The following is a 16,914-nucleotide window of genomic DNA, read 5'->3' on the forward strand; positions in this document are numbered from 1 at the left end:
AATGAACTACTTCCATCTATCATGTGTCCAAATCCATTGCTCAGGATTTTTTTTAATCATATTTTCTAAAATTTGATTAAGACTAGTTGTAATTTTATTAATATCATCTGAATTTTGAAAAACTAACGGTTCATTTATTGTAATAATAAATTTATTTTCTTTTGTTCGTTCAATATAAATTGGAACAATCTTAGCTCCAAATTTTTTCACAAATTGAGCAGGAATGGTTGTGGTAAAAGCTTTCTTATTAAAAAATTCAGCACTTATACCTTCCGATACTCTCTGGTCTATCATTAAGGCAATTGAATTATTTTTTTTAAAAAATTTTAACAACGTTTTTGTACCTGAAATTCCTTTTTTAACCTGGTTTTTGCAAATAAATTTTGATCTTATTTTCACCATAAGAGGATTAAGAAATATATTATTAAGGGGCCTGTAAACAGCCGCAAGGTTAATGCCCTTTTTTTCAATATATTGGGCCATTAATTCAAAATTACTAAAGTGACCTGAAATAAATATCACTGGCTTATTTTCAATTTTTATCTTTTCTAAAATTTCATCATTAAGGACATTAATTTTTTGATTAAATTTTTCTGAATTTTTAAAATTTTTGATAAAAATATATTCTGAAAATATCTGTCCGTAATTAAACCACATGTCTTTTAAAATCTTATTTTTTTCTTTAAAATTTTTATAAGGAAAAGCAATATCAAGGTTTTTGAGAATAATTTTTTTTGATCTAAAAAATGGTCCTATTATCAAAAATATATAGCCTGATAACTTTCTTGAAAAATTGTAACCTAATATTTTAAAAATTGAAAAAAATAAAATTACAAAAATAAACTGAATGAAATGATTAAATTTTTTCATGTAAAAAATCTATAAGTTTTCCTTGTTCCTTAATAATTAAATCAATCTTAATACATTTAATAAATTTATGATATTTTTTTGGTATTTTCATATAATCTTTTTCAGTGGTTAGTATCTTAGTGTTAAGAGTTTTTGATTTCTTTATAATTTTTTTAATATCAGAATCTGAGTATTTAAAATGGTCTGCAAAACACATTTGATACTTAATAATAAACTTATTTTTTTTTAGTAAATCTAAAAAACTATTAGGATTTCCAATCCCAGAAAAGATTAAAAATTGATTTTTCAGATTAAATTCATTTAAATTTTTAATTACATAGACAGTATTAAAAATATTTATTTTTGGATTAATCTTTTTTATTTTTTTTATAATCTGATAATTTGGTCTAAAAATATTTTTTAAAAAGACTGCGTCAAATTTTTTTAAACTTATTAAATTTTCCCTTAATGGTCCTGCGGGAATTAAGTTACCATTTCCTACCCAACTTGATGAGTCAAAACATACAAACTTCAAATTATATGACAAGTTTCTATCTTGAAGTCCATCATCAAAAATTATGATTTTTTTTCGTTTATTAATTGCTTTTTGTAAGATTACTTCTCTTTTTTTTTCAACTAACAGAGGCACTTTTTTTTTTAATAATAAAATTTCATCTTTATGTTCACTGTAAAATTTTTTTCCAACAACAATATTTTTGTAGGTTTTACTTAGTATTTTATATATTTTAATAGTTAGAGGTGTTTTGCCGGTACCGCCAATGTATATATTTCCTAAACATATTGAATAAATTTTTTTATTTTTTTTTTTAGATGAAAAATTTAAAAAAAAATTATTTATTAATGTTAGAATTGTAAGCGGATATAATATTATTGATAAAAAAGATTGTTTTTTTTGATCCCAAAATAAGGGTTTCTTAAGGATCATTAAATTGTATTTATTTTGTTAAATGTTTCTTTTAAGATCATTGTTCCCAAACTATTAATTTTATTTTTAGTATCATTTGAATATTTTTTTAATGGTAGCAAATATTTTAGCTTCTTAAATAAGTCACGACTATTATTTACTTTGAGGGATATGTTCTTATTTTTCAAGAAATTATATATTTCTTGAAAATTAGATGTATTGGGCCCATGAAGAATATTACAATTATATCTGGCAGCCTCTAATGGATTTTGTCCGCCATGATTTATGAGCGACCCTCCTAGAAATACATTCTTGCAATTATTAAAAAATAATTTTGTTTTTCCATAGGCATTAACTAGATAAATATCAGTTCTAAAATCTAATTTTTTTTTTGATTCATGAAGATGGACTACTAAACCTAATTTTTCCAGATCTCTTTTAATTTTATCACATCTTTCTACATGTCTTGGTATCATTATTGTAAGTAGATTATTAATTTTTTTTTTAAGCATTATGTGAGCTTCGGCACATAATAATTCCTCATTATGATGTGTGCTAGATGCACACCATATGCTTTTATGATGAAAAAATTTTTTTAAAGTTTTTCTCAATTTAAATTTTTGCGTATCTGACTCACTAAATTTAAGATTCCCTATATATAAAACATTTTTTGCATTTAGTTTATGAAGATAATTTTTTGTTTCTTTATTAGATGAAAAACATAAATCAAAGCTAGAAAATAACTTTTTGGAGAAATCTTTAAATCTATACCATCTTTTAAAAGTTCTTTTAGTGATTCTCCCATTAAGTAAAATTAATGGTATATTTTTTTTCTTTATATTAATTAACATATTAGGCCAAATTTCAGAATCTATAAAAAAAATTTTTGAAGGAGACCAATAATTCAAAAATTTTTTTGTTATTAAGTTTGAGTCGATTGGAAAAAATTGATGAATTGTTTTTTTAAATTTTAGATCATTGAAAACTTTTAATGAACTAGCTGTATTAGAAGTTACTAAAATTTTTTTTATATTTTTTTGTTTTTCATATTTGTTTATCAGCGGGACTATACTTTTTATTTCGCCAACACTCGCACCATGAAACCATATCAATTTTCCAGTACCTCGCTTTTTTGATTTATATCCGAGTTTTTGACTTAGACTTTTAAAACTTTCTTTTTTTTTGAATAATCTTATGACAAATATAATTGGTAAAAATAAAAGAACTAAAGTGATAAAAGTTCTATAAATTATCAACATAGTTATTTTTGAATTTGTTTTTCATAAAAATTTTTATATTCAGGTGATGTTTCAAGCAATTCTTTATGTTTACCTTTTCCAATTACTTGACCTTTATTAATTACATATATTCTATCAGAATTTAAAATTGTTGAAAGACGATGAGCTATAACAATCGTTGTTCTTCCTTTTGTTAAAAAATTTATTGCGTCTTGTATCTTATTTTCAGTTTCTGAGTCTAAAGAAGAGGTTGCTTCATCTAATAAAATAATAGGACTTTTTTTTAAAATTGCTCTAGCTATTGATAATCTTTGTTTTTCTCCTCCTGAAAGTCTAATTCCATTTTCTCCTATAATTGTATCGTATCGATCAGGTAATTGTTGAATAAATTCGTCTGCAAAAGAATATTTAGCAGCTTTTTCTATCTCTTCTTGCGATGCATCTTGATTTGCATATTTAATGTTATTTTTTATTGTATCGTCAAAAAGGTTGATATCTTGACTTACAACTGAGATTCCTTTTCGTAACGAAAATATTGTACTCTTGTAAATAGATTGATCATCAATTTTTATATCTCCTTTATCTACATTGTAAAATCTTGGAATTAAATTAAGTATTGTTGATTTTCCAGATCCGCTATGACCAACTAATGCTGTCATTTTGCCCCCTGGGATTTCCAAGTTAATATCTTTTAGAACCTCGCCATCATTTTTGGAATAACTAAATGATACGTTTTCAAAATTTATTTTAGCTATATTAAAAATTAATTCTTTCGAGTCTTGTAAATCAGTTATTTCAGGTTTTTCATCTATAATTGGTAAAACTCGTTTTGCTCCTGATAAGCCTTGTTGAATAGCAAGATTTAGTGTTGCTAATGATCTAACTGGTTGATAAGCGAGCATCATTGCTGCCAAAAAAGAAAAAAAATTACTTACTTCTAATTCATTTTTAACTATCAACTTAGCAGATACAAAAATAAGAAAAGCAATCATTATTCCAGTTAAAAACTCCATTATTGGTGATGCCCTTACAAAAACTATAGATATTTTTCTAGCTGTCTCCTTAAAGGTTTGAATAAATTCATAAGCTCTTTTCTTTTCATATATTTCTTTTTGAAAAATTTTAACTAATTGATGGTTTTTAAAAATTTCAATTAAATATGAGTTTAGCATTGCCGCAACATTCATTTGCTTAGTTGTAACTTTTCCAATTCGCTTTCCTAAGCTTTTTGCAGCAAAACTTGCGAGAGGTATCATAATTATAGCAATTAATGATAATTTCCAATTTTGATAAAACATTACAGATAGCAAACCAATTAAAGTTAAGCTATCCTTGAATAAATTAAGTATAACTGTACTAACTAAATTTACTATTTGATTAACATCATTTGTTAAATTTGTGATAAATTTTCCAGAGTGTTTTCTATCGATTAATTTTGTGTCTGCATAAATTAAATTATTAAACATATCAATTTGGATATCTTTTCTTACATCTTCAGAGACACCAATCATAATAACCTTTGCCAGATACAAAGATAAACCTTTAAAAGCAAAAGCTAGAATAATTGCTCCTGGAATGATGTATAAATAAAATTGATCTTGTTTTATGAAAAGCTGTTTTATTGCAGGATCAAGAAGATAAGCAACAGCAGATGTACTCCCCGCTAGAATAACTGTGAAAAAGACTGACGTTAATATTTTTTTAACATATTTTTTTGTGTAATCATGATAAAGTCTTTTTAAAATTTGAAGATCTGACATCATGCTATTTTACCCAAAATTAACGCTATAAAAATTAAAAAACCAACAAAGTTATTTGATTGAAATTTTTTCAAGCAATTTAAGGGTTCTTTGTAATTTAACTTATATATCTGAAAATAAAACATTTGAGAGGCTACGATTATGATGACCAAATAATAGATAATATTTAGCTGTATAAGATATCCTATTCCTATTAAGTTCATTAGAAATATACCATAAGACAAACCTAGAAAGATTATTGGATTTTTTTTAAATTTTATTGAAGTTGATTTTAATCCAATAATTTCGTCATCTTTTATATCTTGAAAACCATAAATTGTATCATAAGCTAATGTCCAAAATATTGTTCCTAAGTAAAATATTAATGGGTAAAAACTTAAATTATTGCTAATTGAAGTCCATCCAAGAACTAATCCATAGTTAAATGTAAAACCTAAAAACAATTGTGGCCAATAGGTGAATCTTTTTAGCAGAGGATATGTAAATGCAAAAGGCATTGATAGCATCGCAAGCCAAATTGTTAAATTATTAAATTGAAGCAAAACTAAGAGTGCAATGAAACAAAGAATAATTGTGTATAACAGTCCTTGGAACTTAGAAATTTTTCCCGATGCAATTGGTCTATTTTTAGTTCTTTCAACTTTTTTATCAAACTTTTGATCAATTATATCATTTACTATGCATCCAGCAGACCTCATTAATATTGCGCCAGCTAAAAAAAAAAATAAATATTTAATGAAGGTTACCTTTTCTCCAGAAAAATCATAAGCAGCAGTCAAACCCCAAGCACAAGGCCAAAAAAGAAGCATGTAACCAATTGGCTTTTTCAATCTTGCTAGTTCAATAAAAAGTTTTAATTGGTTCATAAAATTCTGTTGTAAATAACAAACAGAAGATTGATAATCAAATTGATTCGCATGAATATAGATTACACCGTAACAGCGCTAATGTTTCCTGCAATACCATTATTAATGAGTGTTTATAGCAATCGATTTCATTCACTGAGTATATTGATTAGACAACTCCACGATGAACATGTTTATGAAAAACATATTCCACCAGAGTGGAAAAAACAGTTTATCAATTTAAGTGGACGTATAACACTTTTGAGGTGGACTATACTTTTCGCATCTTTTGGATTTCTTTTTAATATGCTTACAGTTTTTGCTCTTTACTTAGATGAACTTTTTATAGCAAGAATGATTTTTGGTTCATGTTGCTTATCTATGATTATCTCAATTTTATTTTTTATAAGAGAAATACATATATCTACCAACGCACTAAAACTTCATATGTCTGATATGGATGTTGATGTTTCTTAAGGAAGTATAACTGCCGGACCAGTTAATTTTCTACCCTCTAAATCTTCGTGAGCTTTTTGAGCTTCATCAAGAGAATATTTTTTTGAAATTTCAACTTTAAATTTATTACTTAAAATTGCTTCAAAAACTTTTTTTGCTGAGTCTTCCAATTCTTGTCTTTTTACAGTGTAATGAGCAATTGATGGTCTTGTAAAAAATAATCCTTTAGCGTTGATGTGTTTTTTAACATCAATAGTGTCTACATAACCAGATGCATTTCCAAAAGCGACCATCATTCCTCTGATTTTTAAAACTTCTATTGATCCTTCAAATGTTTTTAAACCAACACCATCGTAAACTACATCAATTCCATTTTTACCTACAATTTTTTCAACTTCTTCAACAAAGTTTTTGTCAGTATAATTTATTACATGATGACAACCATTTTTCTTTGCAATCTCTTCTTTCTCTTTAGAGCCAACGGTACCAATCACTTCTGCACCAAGAGCATTTGCCCACGGGCATAGAATTTGACCAAGTCCACCAGCAGCTGCATGGTATAAAACTTTATCACCTTTTTTCAAAGGGTATGCTCTATGCAGTAAATATTCCGCAGTTATTCCTTTTAATGTTATGCAAGAAGCTACTTCATTTGAAACTCCATCAGGAACACTTACTAATTTGTCTTCAGGCATAATTTGTTTTTCAGCGTAAGCACCAATTGGCATTGATGCGTGAGTTACACGATCACCCACTTTAAATAATTTTACTTCTGATCCTACTTCTTCAATTTCGCCACAAGCTTCCAAGCCAATTCCACTTGGTAGAGGAATAGGGTAGAGACCAGATCGGTGATAAGTATCAATAAAATTTAAACCAATAGATAAATTTTTAACTAAAACTTCTTTTGGACCTGGTTTACCAATTTCAATTTCCTGAATTTCTAGAACCTCTGGTCCACCAAACTTTTTAAATGTAACAGCTTTCATATTTATTTTACAAATGTACCATTATGATAATCTTGAACTGCTTGCAAGATTTCTGCTTTAGTATTCATGACAAAAGGACCACCTCTTGCAATCTCTTCATTAATTGGCTTACCTGAGATCACTAAAAACTTAGCATCTGTTGAAGCTTTGACATTTAAGTTTTCACCTTTAGTTAACAATATCAAGGTACTATCCTTAACTTTATCGTGGTCTTTTTCACCAATTCTAATTTCGCCACTTATTAAATAAATAAAAGTATTATGAGTGCTTGGTAAGTTATATTGAAATTCTTTATCTTTCTTTAACTCCACATCAAAATAAGTTGGTTCAACATTATGTTTTTTAACTGGACCTTCAGCTTTTTCAAACTTTCCAGCTATAACTTTTACTTGTTTTTCATCATCTTTGTGAACAGCCATCTTGTCAGCATCAATATAAATATACTCTGGTTTACTCATCTTTAATTTTGCAGGCATATTGATCCAAAGTTGAAACCCATGAAGTTTTCCCTCTTTCATGGCAGGCATTTCAGAGTGAATTATTCCACTTCCAGTTTTCATCCATTGCACATCTCCAGCCGTCATTCTACCCTCACCACCTGTGCTATCTTTATGTTCAAAGTCTCCTGCAAGCATATAAGTTACAGTTTCTATACCTCTATGTGGATGAGGTGGAAATCCTGCAATATAATCTTCACTGTTTTCAGATCCAAATTCATCTAGCATTAAAAAAGGATCAAAGTAATTTGGCTCAACACCAATGCTTCTTTTTAATTTAACCCCAGCCCCATCAGATGCTGGAATAGGATCTATAATTTTACTTACTTCAATATTAGTCATTTCTCTCCTTCATCTATTGTTTTGATTATTATTTATAACTCCACCAAATGACACACCAGATAGCTCGCTCATTTCCTTTTTCCACGTTGTTAAGTCATTTATAGAAAGTTTATTAAGATGATCATGTCCACACGCTCTTGCTAATATCTTCATTAGATCTACAGATGCATTAAAAAATCTAGTTAATCTTGCAGAAGATTCATCAATATTTAATTTTTTTCTGAGCTCTGGTTTTTGAGTGGCAATACCAGCGGGGCAATTATTTGTATTACACATTCTAGCACCAACACATCCTATTGCTTGCATAGCTGAGTTGGAGATTGCAATACCGTCTGCTCCAAGAGCAAGTGCTTTTACAAAATCTGCAGAAGTTCTTAATCCACCTGTTACAATTAATGATACATGGTCATAACCTTTTTTATCTAAATAATTTCTAGCTCTTGCTAAGGCTGGAATCGTAGGAACAGAAATATTATTTCTAAATATTAAAGGAGCAGCCCCAGTTCCACCACCACGCCCATCAAGAATAATATAATCAGCACTAGCACTTACTGCAAATTCAATGTCATCTTCTATATGCTGAGCAGATAATTTAAATCCTATTGGAATACCACCAGTTAACTCTCTAACTCTGTTTGAGAATTTTAAAAAATCATCAACAGTTGTTAGGTCTTTGAAAGTAGAAGGGGAGATAGCATCCTCACCTTCTGGAATTTGTCTTACCTCAGATATTTTTCCTTTAACTTTGTTCCCTGGTAAATGTCCGCCTGTTCCAGTTTTTGCAGCTTGACCACCTTTAAAATGAAATGCTTGAATATTTTTTAACTTATCTTCTGAATAACCAAATTTAGCTGAGGCAAGCTCATAAAAATACTTTGAATTATTATTTTGCTCTTCTAAAAGCATTCCACCTTCTCCCGAACAAATTCCTGTACCAGCTCCCTCTGCACCTTTTGCTAAAGCAATTTTGGCCTCTTCTGATAGTGCTCCAAAACTCATGTCAGATACAAAAATTGGAATATTTAACGTTAAAGGTTTTTTTGAGTTTTTGCCTATAATTATATCTGTTCCAACTTTATCGTTATCTAGTAGAGGTTTTTTTGCTAGTTGAGCAGTAAGTATTTGAATATCTCCCCACTTTGGTAAGTCTTTCGAGGGAACACCCATTGCTCCCATTTCTCCATGATGACCAAGTTTTGTTAAGCCATTTTTTGCAAGCTCATGGATGTATGTAAGATGTGGCTCTTCTTCTGTACTCTTTATTTCATTAGTACTTGAAATTTCTTCTGATTTATTAATTTGATCAGAGGTAAAATTTTTATGCGTACCGTCACAATAAGGTTTGGTGTTACTATGTTTACACATACAAAGATAAGCACCACCGGTTTCTTCAGCTTTAAAACTTATAGGTTCAAATGAGGTACCAGCATGAGACCAATCACAAAATGGTTGGTTTTTAGATTTTCCACAAGTACAAAACATGTATTCTTCATTTTGTACTAGCTCTACTTTTTTAGGTTTGTTATCTGCTATGGTTGGCTTGTCCATTAATACCCTTACTCTAATAAATTAAATCTTAAAATAATATGTATTTTTTAATAAGTGTCTTAATTTAAAATATCAAAACACTTATATATTTAGTTAATTAACGATTATTTAGTCTTTTATCTAGACTGAAATCTCTTGTTTCATTAACAACTAAGAATAAAAAACCCCCAGCAAGAGCAATATTTTTCATAAAAGATATAAACTGCATTTGATCAGAAAGATTATTATGAAAAATAACTGCTGTAGCAATGCAAAATATACTTAATAAAGCTGCTGAAACTTTTACTTTATATCCAATCATAATTAATATTGGTGCACCTATCTCAAGTATGATTGCTGGTATTAAAAAAATGCCAGGCACACCTAAAGATTCCATCCAACCAACTGTTCCTTCATAGTTTCCAATTTTGTTAATTCCACTTAACAAAAAAATTAGAGAGATAAGTATTCTACCAGTTAGATCTAAGATGTTATTCATATTTTTACTTGCTTTAATCATTACTTACTGTGTGAACCATCACAAAGTGGTTGGTTGTTAGTTTGTTTACAAGCACAAAAAAATACTTTTTTTGCTTCTTCAGCTTTGTATACAACTGGAGTAAATTCTGAACCTTGATGAGATCCATCACAAAATGGTTGCTTTGAACTCTTCCCACAACTACACCAGTAATAAGATTTATCTTTCTCAACTTCCACTGCGATTGGTCCATCTCCTGCTCTTTGTCCTTTAGTCATATTTACCCTTTCAATTAATTGACTTCTATTTAGTACTTTGTTAACTATTACACAAGAACGCAAAATAAACATACTAGTATATAAAAACATACCATGAAAAATTTAATAGAATGTCCAGCAGAAAGAGCAATTTATTTTTTAGGAGGTAAATGGAAAATTAGAATTTTATTTACTTTGCATAACAATAAGAAAGTTAGATTTAATATTCTTAAGAAAGGTTTAAAAACTATAACTCAACAAATGTTATCTAAACAACTTAAAGAGCTTGAAACTGATGGCATTGTGAACCGAAAAGTTCATCAAGTAGTACCTCCAAAAGTAGAGTATTCACTTACTGAATTTGGCTTATCAGTAATTCCTATTCTAAAATCTTTTTCTGACTGGAATAGAAAAAACACAAGAACTATTTCTTTAAAACTTAATAAAAACTTTGAAGAAAATAGAATTAGATAATATTAAGTAACTCTTTTAGATTTTTGATTTCATTATGAGGTTTGTAATCAAGATTATCAAAAATATTATTATTTCTATTTACCCAAATTGAATTAAAACCATAATTTCCACCACCTGATACATCCCAAGTGTTAGAACTTAAAAAAGCAACTTCGTTGTTTTGAATTTTATATTTTTTAATTGGTAAATCGTAAACTTTTGAATCTGGTTTATAAACCCCAACTTCTTCAATTGAAAAAATATCATCAAATAAATTTTCTAAATTATTACTTTTTACAAGTTCATTAAGTAGAGAAGGCGTTCCATTTGAAAGTATAGAAAGTTTTAAATCTTTTTCTTTTAGAGATTTTAAAACCTCTGTTACTTCCGTGTAAGGAGATAGAATTTTATAAAGATCTAATAATTCATTCCTCATTGAATTATCTATATTAAAAACTTTCATAGATTTATCCAAACTATCCTCAGTTACTTGCCAAAAATCTTTATGTCGTTTCATTAAACTTCTGAGCCATGTATATTCTAATTGAGTTGTTCTCCAATAATTTGCAAAACCTTCCCACTTATCACCAATTTTATCTTTGCATTTCTCAGCAGCTGAATTCACATCAAATAAAGTTCCATACGCATCAAAAATTATTGCTTTAATATTTTTCATAATTAAACTTTGTTATGTGAGTAATATTAGATTATTTTTTCCAGAAAGTTTAACAATTAATTTTGAAAGTAAATTAGATAAATCTCAATCACATTACCTTCTAAAAGTAATGAGAATTGAAAATGATAAACCATTTTCACTTTTTAATAGCAGTGGAGAGTGGGAAGCAGTAACAACTGCAGTTGTAAAAGGTATTGTAAATTTTAAAGTTACTAAACAACTTAGACAAAAAGAAAATAAAAAAGAAATTTGGTTAGCTTTTTCTCCAATTAAATCAAATTATCAAAATTTTATGATCCAAAAAGCAACAGAGCTTGGTGTAACAAAATTCGTACCAATCATTTTTGACAGATCTATAGTTAGAAAAATCAATCTAGAACGATCTAATAAGATAATAATCGAAGCCTGTGAACAGTCTAATAGAATTCATTTACCTGGTATCAGTAAACCTCAAACTTTAAATGAATTTTTAAATTCTAATGAAGTTAATTTAGTTTTTACTGATTTAAATTCAGAAAATAAAAAATTGGATAAAAGTAAGTTTGATGAAAACCCAATCTGTGTGTTAGTTGGTCCTGAGGGAGACTTTTCTGAAGAAGAAAGAGAAAAGATTCTTAAATATAAGAGAGTTTTATCAATTAAAATTAATGATAATATTCTTAGATCAGAAACGGCGGTAATTTCATCATTATCAATCATAAATTACGCAATATCTTGATAAATTGTCGCGAAATCTAAAGTGTAAATTTAAAAAAAGGGTATTATAAAACTTTCTAATGAAGAAAATTTTAATCACATTATTTGCAGTTTTAAGCTCAGTTGAGGCTCTAGCTAATCAACCAAAAAATTGGCAATTAGGTTTCCAAGAGAGCGCATCAGAAACTATGAGAGACATAGTTAGTTTTCACAATAATTTATTGTTGCCTATAATTGTTGCAATTAGTGTGTTCGTTTTATTTTTAATGGCATATGCTTGTTTTAGATTTAGAGCATCAAGAAATCCAAATCCATCAACCAGAACGCATAATGTTGCAATTGAAGTTTTATGGACTTTAATTCCATGTTTAATTTTGATTGTTATAGCCGTTCCTTCATTTAAAACTTTATATAGCCAAGATAGAATTCCAAAGGCAGATGTAACTATTAAAGCAGTTGGTTACCAGTGGTATTGGGGTTACGAGTATCCAGATGAAAATATAATTTTTGACTCTTATATGCTAGAGGATAAAGATCTTAAGGCAGATCAACCTAGATTGTTAGCAGTTGATAATGTGGTAGTTGTACCGGTTAACAAAGTTGTTAAAGTTTTAATTACAGCGAATGATGTGTTGCATGCATGGGCACTTCCATCTTTTGGAGTAAAAAGAGATGCTGTTCCTGGAAGAATTAATGAAACGTGGTTTAAAGCAGAAAGAGTTGGAACGTTTTATGGGCAGTGTTCAGAGCTTTGTGGAATTAAACATGCTTTTATGCCAATAGAAGTTAGAGTAGTATCAGAGGAAGATTATCAAGAATGGTTAACTGATGCTAAAGTAAAATTTGCAAAAGAAATAATTGAAGAAGATAAATATAAAAAACTAGCGAGTAAATAAATATGTACACACAAACTGCATCACACGATGATCATCACACTCCAACTGGTTGGAAGAGATGGGCTTATTCAACAAATCATAAAGACATAGGAACAATGTACTTAATCTTTGCAATCGTTGCAGGGGTTATTGGAACAGCCTTTTCAGTTTTAATGAGAATGGAATTGATGCATCCTGGTGATGGCATATTAGGTGGAAATTATCACTTATATAATGTGTTAGTTACTGGTCATGGTTTGATCATGATTTTTTTCATGGTTATGCCAGCAATGATTGGTGGATTTGGTAACTGGTTTGTACCAATTATGATTGGTGCACCAGACATGGCTTTTCCAAGAATGAACAATATTTCATTCTGGTTATTGCCTGCTTCTTTTATCTTATTACTATTATCAATTTTTGCTGACGGCCCTCCAGGTGCACAGGGCGTAGGTGGGGGATGGACTTTATATCCTCCTTTATCATCTAAAGCTGGACAACCAGGTCCCGCAATGGATCTTGCGATTTTAAGTTTACACTTAGCGGGCGCTTCATCAATTCTAGGTGCCGTGAACTTTATTACGACAATATTAAACATGAGAACACCAGGAATGACATTACATAAAATGCCATTATTTGCTTGGTCAGTTTTAGTTACAGCATTTTTGTTATTATTATCTTTACCAGTTTTAGCTGGTGCCATTACGATGTTGTTAACAGATAGAAATTTTGGAACAGCATTTTTTGAAGCACAGACAGGTGGGGATCCAGTATTATACCAACATTTATTTTGGTTTTTTGGTCACCCTGAAGTTTATATTTTAATCCTTCCAGGTTTTGGAATGATAAGTCATATAGTTTCAACATTCTCTAGAAAGCCAGTATTTGGATATCTTGGAATGGCTTATGCGATGGTTGCAATTGGAGTTGTAGGTTTCGTTGTATGGGCTCACCACATGTACACAGTTGGATTAAGTACGGATACGAAAGCATATTTCTTAGCTGCAACTATGATTATTGCTGTTCCAACAGGAATAAAAATATTCTCTTGGATTGCAACAATGTGGGGTGGATCAATATCATTTAAAACTCCAATGGTTTGGGCATTAGGGTTTATTTTTATGTTCACAGTTGGTGGTGTAACAGGAGTAGTCTTGGCAAATGCTGGAGTAGATACAGCTATGCATGACACATACTATGTTGTTGCACATTTTCATTATGTTTTATCTTTAGGTGCGGTATTTGCGATCTTTGCAGGTTTCTATTACTGGTTTGGTAAAATGTCTGGCTATGAATATTCCGAATGGTTAGGACAGTTGCATTTCTGGCTAACGTTTATTGGTGTTAATCTAATTTTCTTTCCACAACATTTCTTAGGTTTAGCTGGTATGCCTAGAAGATATGCAGATTATCCAGATGCATTTGCTGGCTGGAATTATGTATCTTCAATTGGATCATATATTGCAGTTATAGGTTTAGGGGTATTCTTTATTAATCTGATTTATTCATTTTATAAAAAGAAAGCTGCAGCTGCAAATCCATGGGGAAAAGGTGCTACGACTTTAGAGTGGACAGTACCATCTCCGCCAAACTTTCATACTTTTGAAGAGTTACCAAAGTTTGAGGATGATCAAGATACTCAAAAGTCTCACGGCTAAAAATTTGAAATTTAAAACAGATGAGTAGTAGTTCAAGGTTGAAGAAAAAATCTTTAAGCCAAGAAGATCTATTTAATCTTTCAGAATTATTTAAATTGATGAAGCCAAGAGTTATGTCCTTGGTAATATTTACTTGTGCTGTTGGACTATTAACCTCACCAGGAATTATCTCAACAAAGGATGCAATAATTGGTATTTTATTAGTTTCAATTGGAGCAGGAGCAGCTGGTGCGCTAAACATGTGGTACGAGTCTGACTTAGATGCGTTAATGACTAGAACATGTCTTAGACCAATCCCAACTGGTAAAGTGAATAAAAACCAAGCACTCATTTTTGGAGTAACTTTATCTATCATTTCTGTTGTTGCTCTTGATTATTTTGCAAACAGAACATCTGCAATTTTGCTACTTTCAACTATATTGTTTTATTTGTTTGTCTATACAATTTGGTTAAAAAGAAGAACTCCACAAAATATAGTTATTGGAGGAGCAGCGGGTGCTTTGCCACCAGTTATTGGGTGGACGATAGCAACAGGCTCGTTATCTATTGAACCGTTAACGTTTTTTCTGATAATATTTTTTTGGACACCATCACATTTTTGGGCATTAAGTTTATATAAATCTGATGATTATAAAAAAGCTAAAATTCCCATGTTGCCTTTAACAAATGGCATTGAAAGCACAAAACTAAATATATTTGTATATTCCTTGTTAATGTTGCCAGTAATAATTTTTCCTTATTGGATTAATTTTGTTGGAGAAGTTTTTTTAGTGCCAGCATTAATGCTTACTTTATACTACAACTACTTATGTTATGAGTTATATAATTTTACAAAAAATAAATTTAACTCTAAAAAAGCAAAATCAATTTTTGGATATTCTATATTATATTTATTTTTAATTTTTGTATTATTCTTACTGGATAAAATATTATGATGGTTCCGGACAAAAAAACTAAAAGAAAAAATTTATTAACTGCAATTGGGATAATTGCTTTTATGATTTTTTTATTTTTATTCACTCTTTATAATACGGGAGTATTTAACAGAGCAATATGATTCAAAAGAAAAATCTTACTCCAGTTTTATTGGCAGGTATTTTTGTTTTAATGCTTGGCTTATCATATGCTGCTGTGCCATTGTATGATTTATTTTGTAGGGTAACAGGATTTGGAGGAACAACCCAAGTTTCTAAAACAGCTCCAAATATAGTATTAGATAAAGTTGTTAGTGTAAGATTTGACACTAATGTAAATAATTTACCATGGAATTTTAAAGCCAAAAGTAATGTCATAGATGTAAAAGTTGGCCAAGTTAACAAGATAGAATTTGAGGTAGAAAATTATAGCAATGAAGATACTGCTGGTACTGCAAGTTTTAATGTTTCGCCTTCTAGTTTAGGAAAATATTATAGTAAATTAGGTTGTTTTTGCTTTGAAAAACAAGTTTTAAAAGCTGGTGAAAAAGCAACTTATGTGATGACTTTTTATTTAGATCCAGAAATGGTCAATGACCCAACAACTAAAGATCTACATGACGTTACTATGTCATATACTTTTTTCTCGACAGATTATTATAAACAATCATAAATACATACTATGTCAGCTGAAAAAAAACATGATTATCATCTAGTAGACCCAAGTCCTTGGCCAATCTATGTATCATTTTCATGTTTAGTTTTAGCAATTGGTTCAGTTTATTATCTTCATAGTGATGTTTCATGGGGTATGTATGTTGGGTTTGCACTATTAATTTATGGTGCTTACATGTGGTTTAGAGATGTTGTGATAGAGGCCGAACATCAAGGGCATCACACGCCTGTAGTTCAAATACATCATCGTTATGGAATGACATTGTTTATCGCTTCAGAAGTGATGTTTTTTGTAGCATGGTTTTGGGCATATTTTGATGTGAGTTTATTTCCAAATGAATTTGTTGGTAACGTTTGGCCACCAAAAGATATTGAAACTTTTGACCCTTGGGACATACCTTTAATAAACACTTTAATCTTATTACTTTCAGGAACTACAGTTACATGGTCTCACCATGCTCTGATTGAGGGTGATAGAAAAAGTTTTATTCAAGGATTATGGCTAACAGTAATTCTTGGTTTTTGTTTTACTCTTTTACAAATTTATGAATATCAACACGCAACATTTTCTTTTTCAGATCATATTTATGGCTCAGTATTTTATATGGCAACAGGTTTTCATGGTTTTCATGTCTTAGTTGGAACGATATTTTTAGCAGTATGTTTAGCAAGAGGAAAAAAGGGACATTTTACAAAAGACCATCATTTTGGTTTTGAAGCTGCAGCATGGTATTGGCATTTTGTTGATGTAGTTTGGTTATTCTTATTTGCAGCTATATATATCTGGGGAAGTTAATCATTAAT

The 16,914-nt window shown here is 29.6% G+C and carries 19 protein-coding genes; 8 read left to right on the forward strand and 11 right to left on the reverse strand.

Features of this window, described 5'->3' with window-relative positions; genetic code table 11:
• Positions 1 to 6: 6 nt before the first annotated feature.
• The 5 genes from ACTTAU_RS02310 to ubiA are packed head-to-tail and all read right to left on the reverse strand — an operon-like array spanning position 7 to position 5,638.
• Entirely contained in the window at positions 7 to 870 is an 864-nt protein-coding gene (locus ACTTAU_RS02310; protein ID WP_438305928.1) for a lysophospholipid acyltransferase family protein, read from the reverse strand.
• Positions 857 to 1,795, reverse strand: coding sequence for a tetraacyldisaccharide 4'-kinase (lpxK, locus tag ACTTAU_RS02315; RefSeq protein WP_438305926.1), 939 nt, complete (start codon positions 1,793 to 1,795; stop codon positions 857 to 859). Before lpxK ends, ACTTAU_RS02310 begins: the two co-directional genes overlap by 14 nt.
• Entirely contained in the window at positions 1,795 to 3,033 is a 1,239-nt protein-coding gene (locus ACTTAU_RS02320; protein ID WP_438305923.1) for a 3-deoxy-D-manno-octulosonic acid transferase, read from the reverse strand. The genes lpxK and ACTTAU_RS02320 overlap by 1 nt, the downstream gene beginning before the upstream one ends.
• Before the next feature lie 2 nt (positions 3,034 to 3,035).
• Complete coding sequence (locus tag ACTTAU_RS02325; protein WP_438305921.1) at positions 3,036 to 4,772, reverse strand: ABC transporter ATP-binding protein; 1,737 nt, start codon at positions 4,770 to 4,772, stop codon at positions 3,036 to 3,038.
• On the reverse strand, positions 4,772 to 5,638 hold the full coding sequence (gene ubiA / locus ACTTAU_RS02330; RefSeq protein WP_438305918.1) for a 4-hydroxybenzoate octaprenyltransferase: 867 nt from the start codon (positions 5,636 to 5,638) through the stop codon (positions 4,772 to 4,774). The genes ACTTAU_RS02325 and ubiA overlap by 1 nt, the downstream gene beginning before the upstream one ends.
• A gap of 51 nt (positions 5,639 to 5,689) precedes the next feature.
• Between ubiA and ACTTAU_RS02335 the strand changes: the two genes are divergently transcribed.
• The gene (locus tag ACTTAU_RS02335) at positions 5,690 to 6,094 is read left to right on the forward strand and encodes a DUF2721 domain-containing protein (protein ID WP_085113797.1); all 405 of its coding nucleotides are present in this window, start codon (positions 5,690 to 5,692) and stop codon (positions 6,092 to 6,094) included.
• Here the strand turns inward: ACTTAU_RS02335 and ACTTAU_RS02340 are convergent.
• The 5 genes from ACTTAU_RS02340 to ACTTAU_RS02360 form a co-directional block, all read right to left on the reverse strand.
• Complete coding sequence (locus ACTTAU_RS02340; RefSeq protein ID WP_438305916.1) at positions 6,091 to 7,062, reverse strand: quinone oxidoreductase family protein; 972 nt, start codon at positions 7,060 to 7,062, stop codon at positions 6,091 to 6,093. The genes ACTTAU_RS02335 and ACTTAU_RS02340 overlap by 4 nt on opposite strands.
• A gap of 2 nt (positions 7,063 to 7,064) precedes the next feature.
• Positions 7,065 to 7,901: a pirin family protein gene (locus ACTTAU_RS02345; RefSeq protein ID WP_438305914.1), complete on the reverse strand. Its 837-nt coding sequence runs from the start codon at positions 7,899 to 7,901 to the stop codon at positions 7,065 to 7,067.
• 9 nt (positions 7,902 to 7,910) lie between these two features.
• A complete protein-coding gene (locus ACTTAU_RS02350; RefSeq protein WP_438305912.1) occupies positions 7,911 to 9,449 on the reverse strand; it encodes a glutamate synthase-related protein in 1,539 nt (512 codons plus the stop codon).
• 97 nt (positions 9,450 to 9,546) lie between these two features.
• Complete coding sequence (locus ACTTAU_RS02355; protein WP_438305910.1) at positions 9,547 to 9,948, reverse strand: DoxX family protein; 402 nt, start codon at positions 9,946 to 9,948, stop codon at positions 9,547 to 9,549.
• Positions 9,948 to 10,184 carry a CDGSH iron-sulfur domain-containing protein gene (locus ACTTAU_RS02360; RefSeq protein WP_438305908.1) on the reverse strand — a complete coding sequence of 79 codons (237 nt, stop codon included), beginning with the start codon at positions 10,182 to 10,184 and terminating at the stop codon, positions 9,948 to 9,950. Before ACTTAU_RS02360 ends, ACTTAU_RS02355 begins: the two co-directional genes overlap by 1 nt.
• A gap of 93 nt (positions 10,185 to 10,277) precedes the next feature.
• Here ACTTAU_RS02360 and ACTTAU_RS02365 point away from each other — a divergent pair, with 93 nt between their 5' ends.
• Positions 10,278 to 10,637 (forward strand): winged helix-turn-helix transcriptional regulator, encoded by a 360-nt coding sequence (locus tag ACTTAU_RS02365; RefSeq protein WP_438305906.1) that lies wholly within the window; start codon positions 10,278 to 10,280, stop codon positions 10,635 to 10,637.
• On the opposite strand, the gene ACTTAU_RS02370 is transcribed toward ACTTAU_RS02365, so the two are convergent.
• On the reverse strand, positions 10,630 to 11,292 hold the full coding sequence (locus tag ACTTAU_RS02370; RefSeq protein WP_438305904.1) for a haloacid dehalogenase type II: 663 nt from the start codon (positions 11,290 to 11,292) through the stop codon (positions 10,630 to 10,632). The two genes, ACTTAU_RS02365 and ACTTAU_RS02370, sit on opposite strands and share 8 nt — an antisense overlap.
• Positions 11,293 to 11,308: 16 nt before the next feature.
• Here ACTTAU_RS02370 and ACTTAU_RS02375 point away from each other — a divergent pair, with 16 nt between their 5' ends.
• The 6 genes from ACTTAU_RS02375 (at position 11,309) to ACTTAU_RS02400 (ending at position 16,906) form a co-directional block, all read left to right on the forward strand.
• Positions 11,309 to 12,010 (forward strand): RsmE family RNA methyltransferase, encoded by a 702-nt coding sequence (locus ACTTAU_RS02375; protein ID WP_438305902.1) that lies wholly within the window; start codon positions 11,309 to 11,311, stop codon positions 12,008 to 12,010.
• Positions 12,011 to 12,068: 58 nt separating this feature from the next.
• The gene (gene coxB, locus ACTTAU_RS02380; protein WP_438305900.1) at positions 12,069 to 12,884 is read left to right on the forward strand and encodes a cytochrome c oxidase subunit II; all 816 of its coding nucleotides are present in this window, start codon (positions 12,069 to 12,071) and stop codon (positions 12,882 to 12,884) included.
• 2 nt (positions 12,885 to 12,886) lie between these two features.
• On the forward strand, positions 12,887 to 14,521 hold the full coding sequence (ctaD, locus tag ACTTAU_RS02385; RefSeq protein WP_438305898.1) for a cytochrome c oxidase subunit I: 1,635 nt from the start codon (positions 12,887 to 12,889) through the stop codon (positions 14,519 to 14,521).
• Positions 14,522 to 14,541: 20 nt separating this feature from the next.
• Entirely contained in the window at positions 14,542 to 15,456 is a 915-nt protein-coding gene (locus ACTTAU_RS02390; protein WP_438305895.1) for a heme o synthase, read from the forward strand.
• 118 nt (positions 15,457 to 15,574) lie between these two features.
• A complete protein-coding gene (locus ACTTAU_RS02395; RefSeq protein ID WP_438305893.1) occupies positions 15,575 to 16,108 on the forward strand; it encodes a cytochrome c oxidase assembly protein in 534 nt (177 codons plus the stop codon).
• Between the two features lie 9 nt (positions 16,109 to 16,117).
• Positions 16,118 to 16,906 carry a cytochrome c oxidase subunit 3 gene (locus tag ACTTAU_RS02400; RefSeq protein WP_085113807.1) on the forward strand — a complete coding sequence of 263 codons (789 nt, stop codon included), beginning with the start codon at positions 16,118 to 16,120 and terminating at the stop codon, positions 16,904 to 16,906.
• Positions 16,907 to 16,914 lie beyond the last annotated feature (8 nt).

Source organism: Candidatus Pelagibacter sp. HIMB1505 (assembly GCF_052047915.1).
GTDB lineage: Bacteria > Pseudomonadota > Alphaproteobacteria > Pelagibacterales > Pelagibacteraceae > Pelagibacter > Pelagibacter communis_A.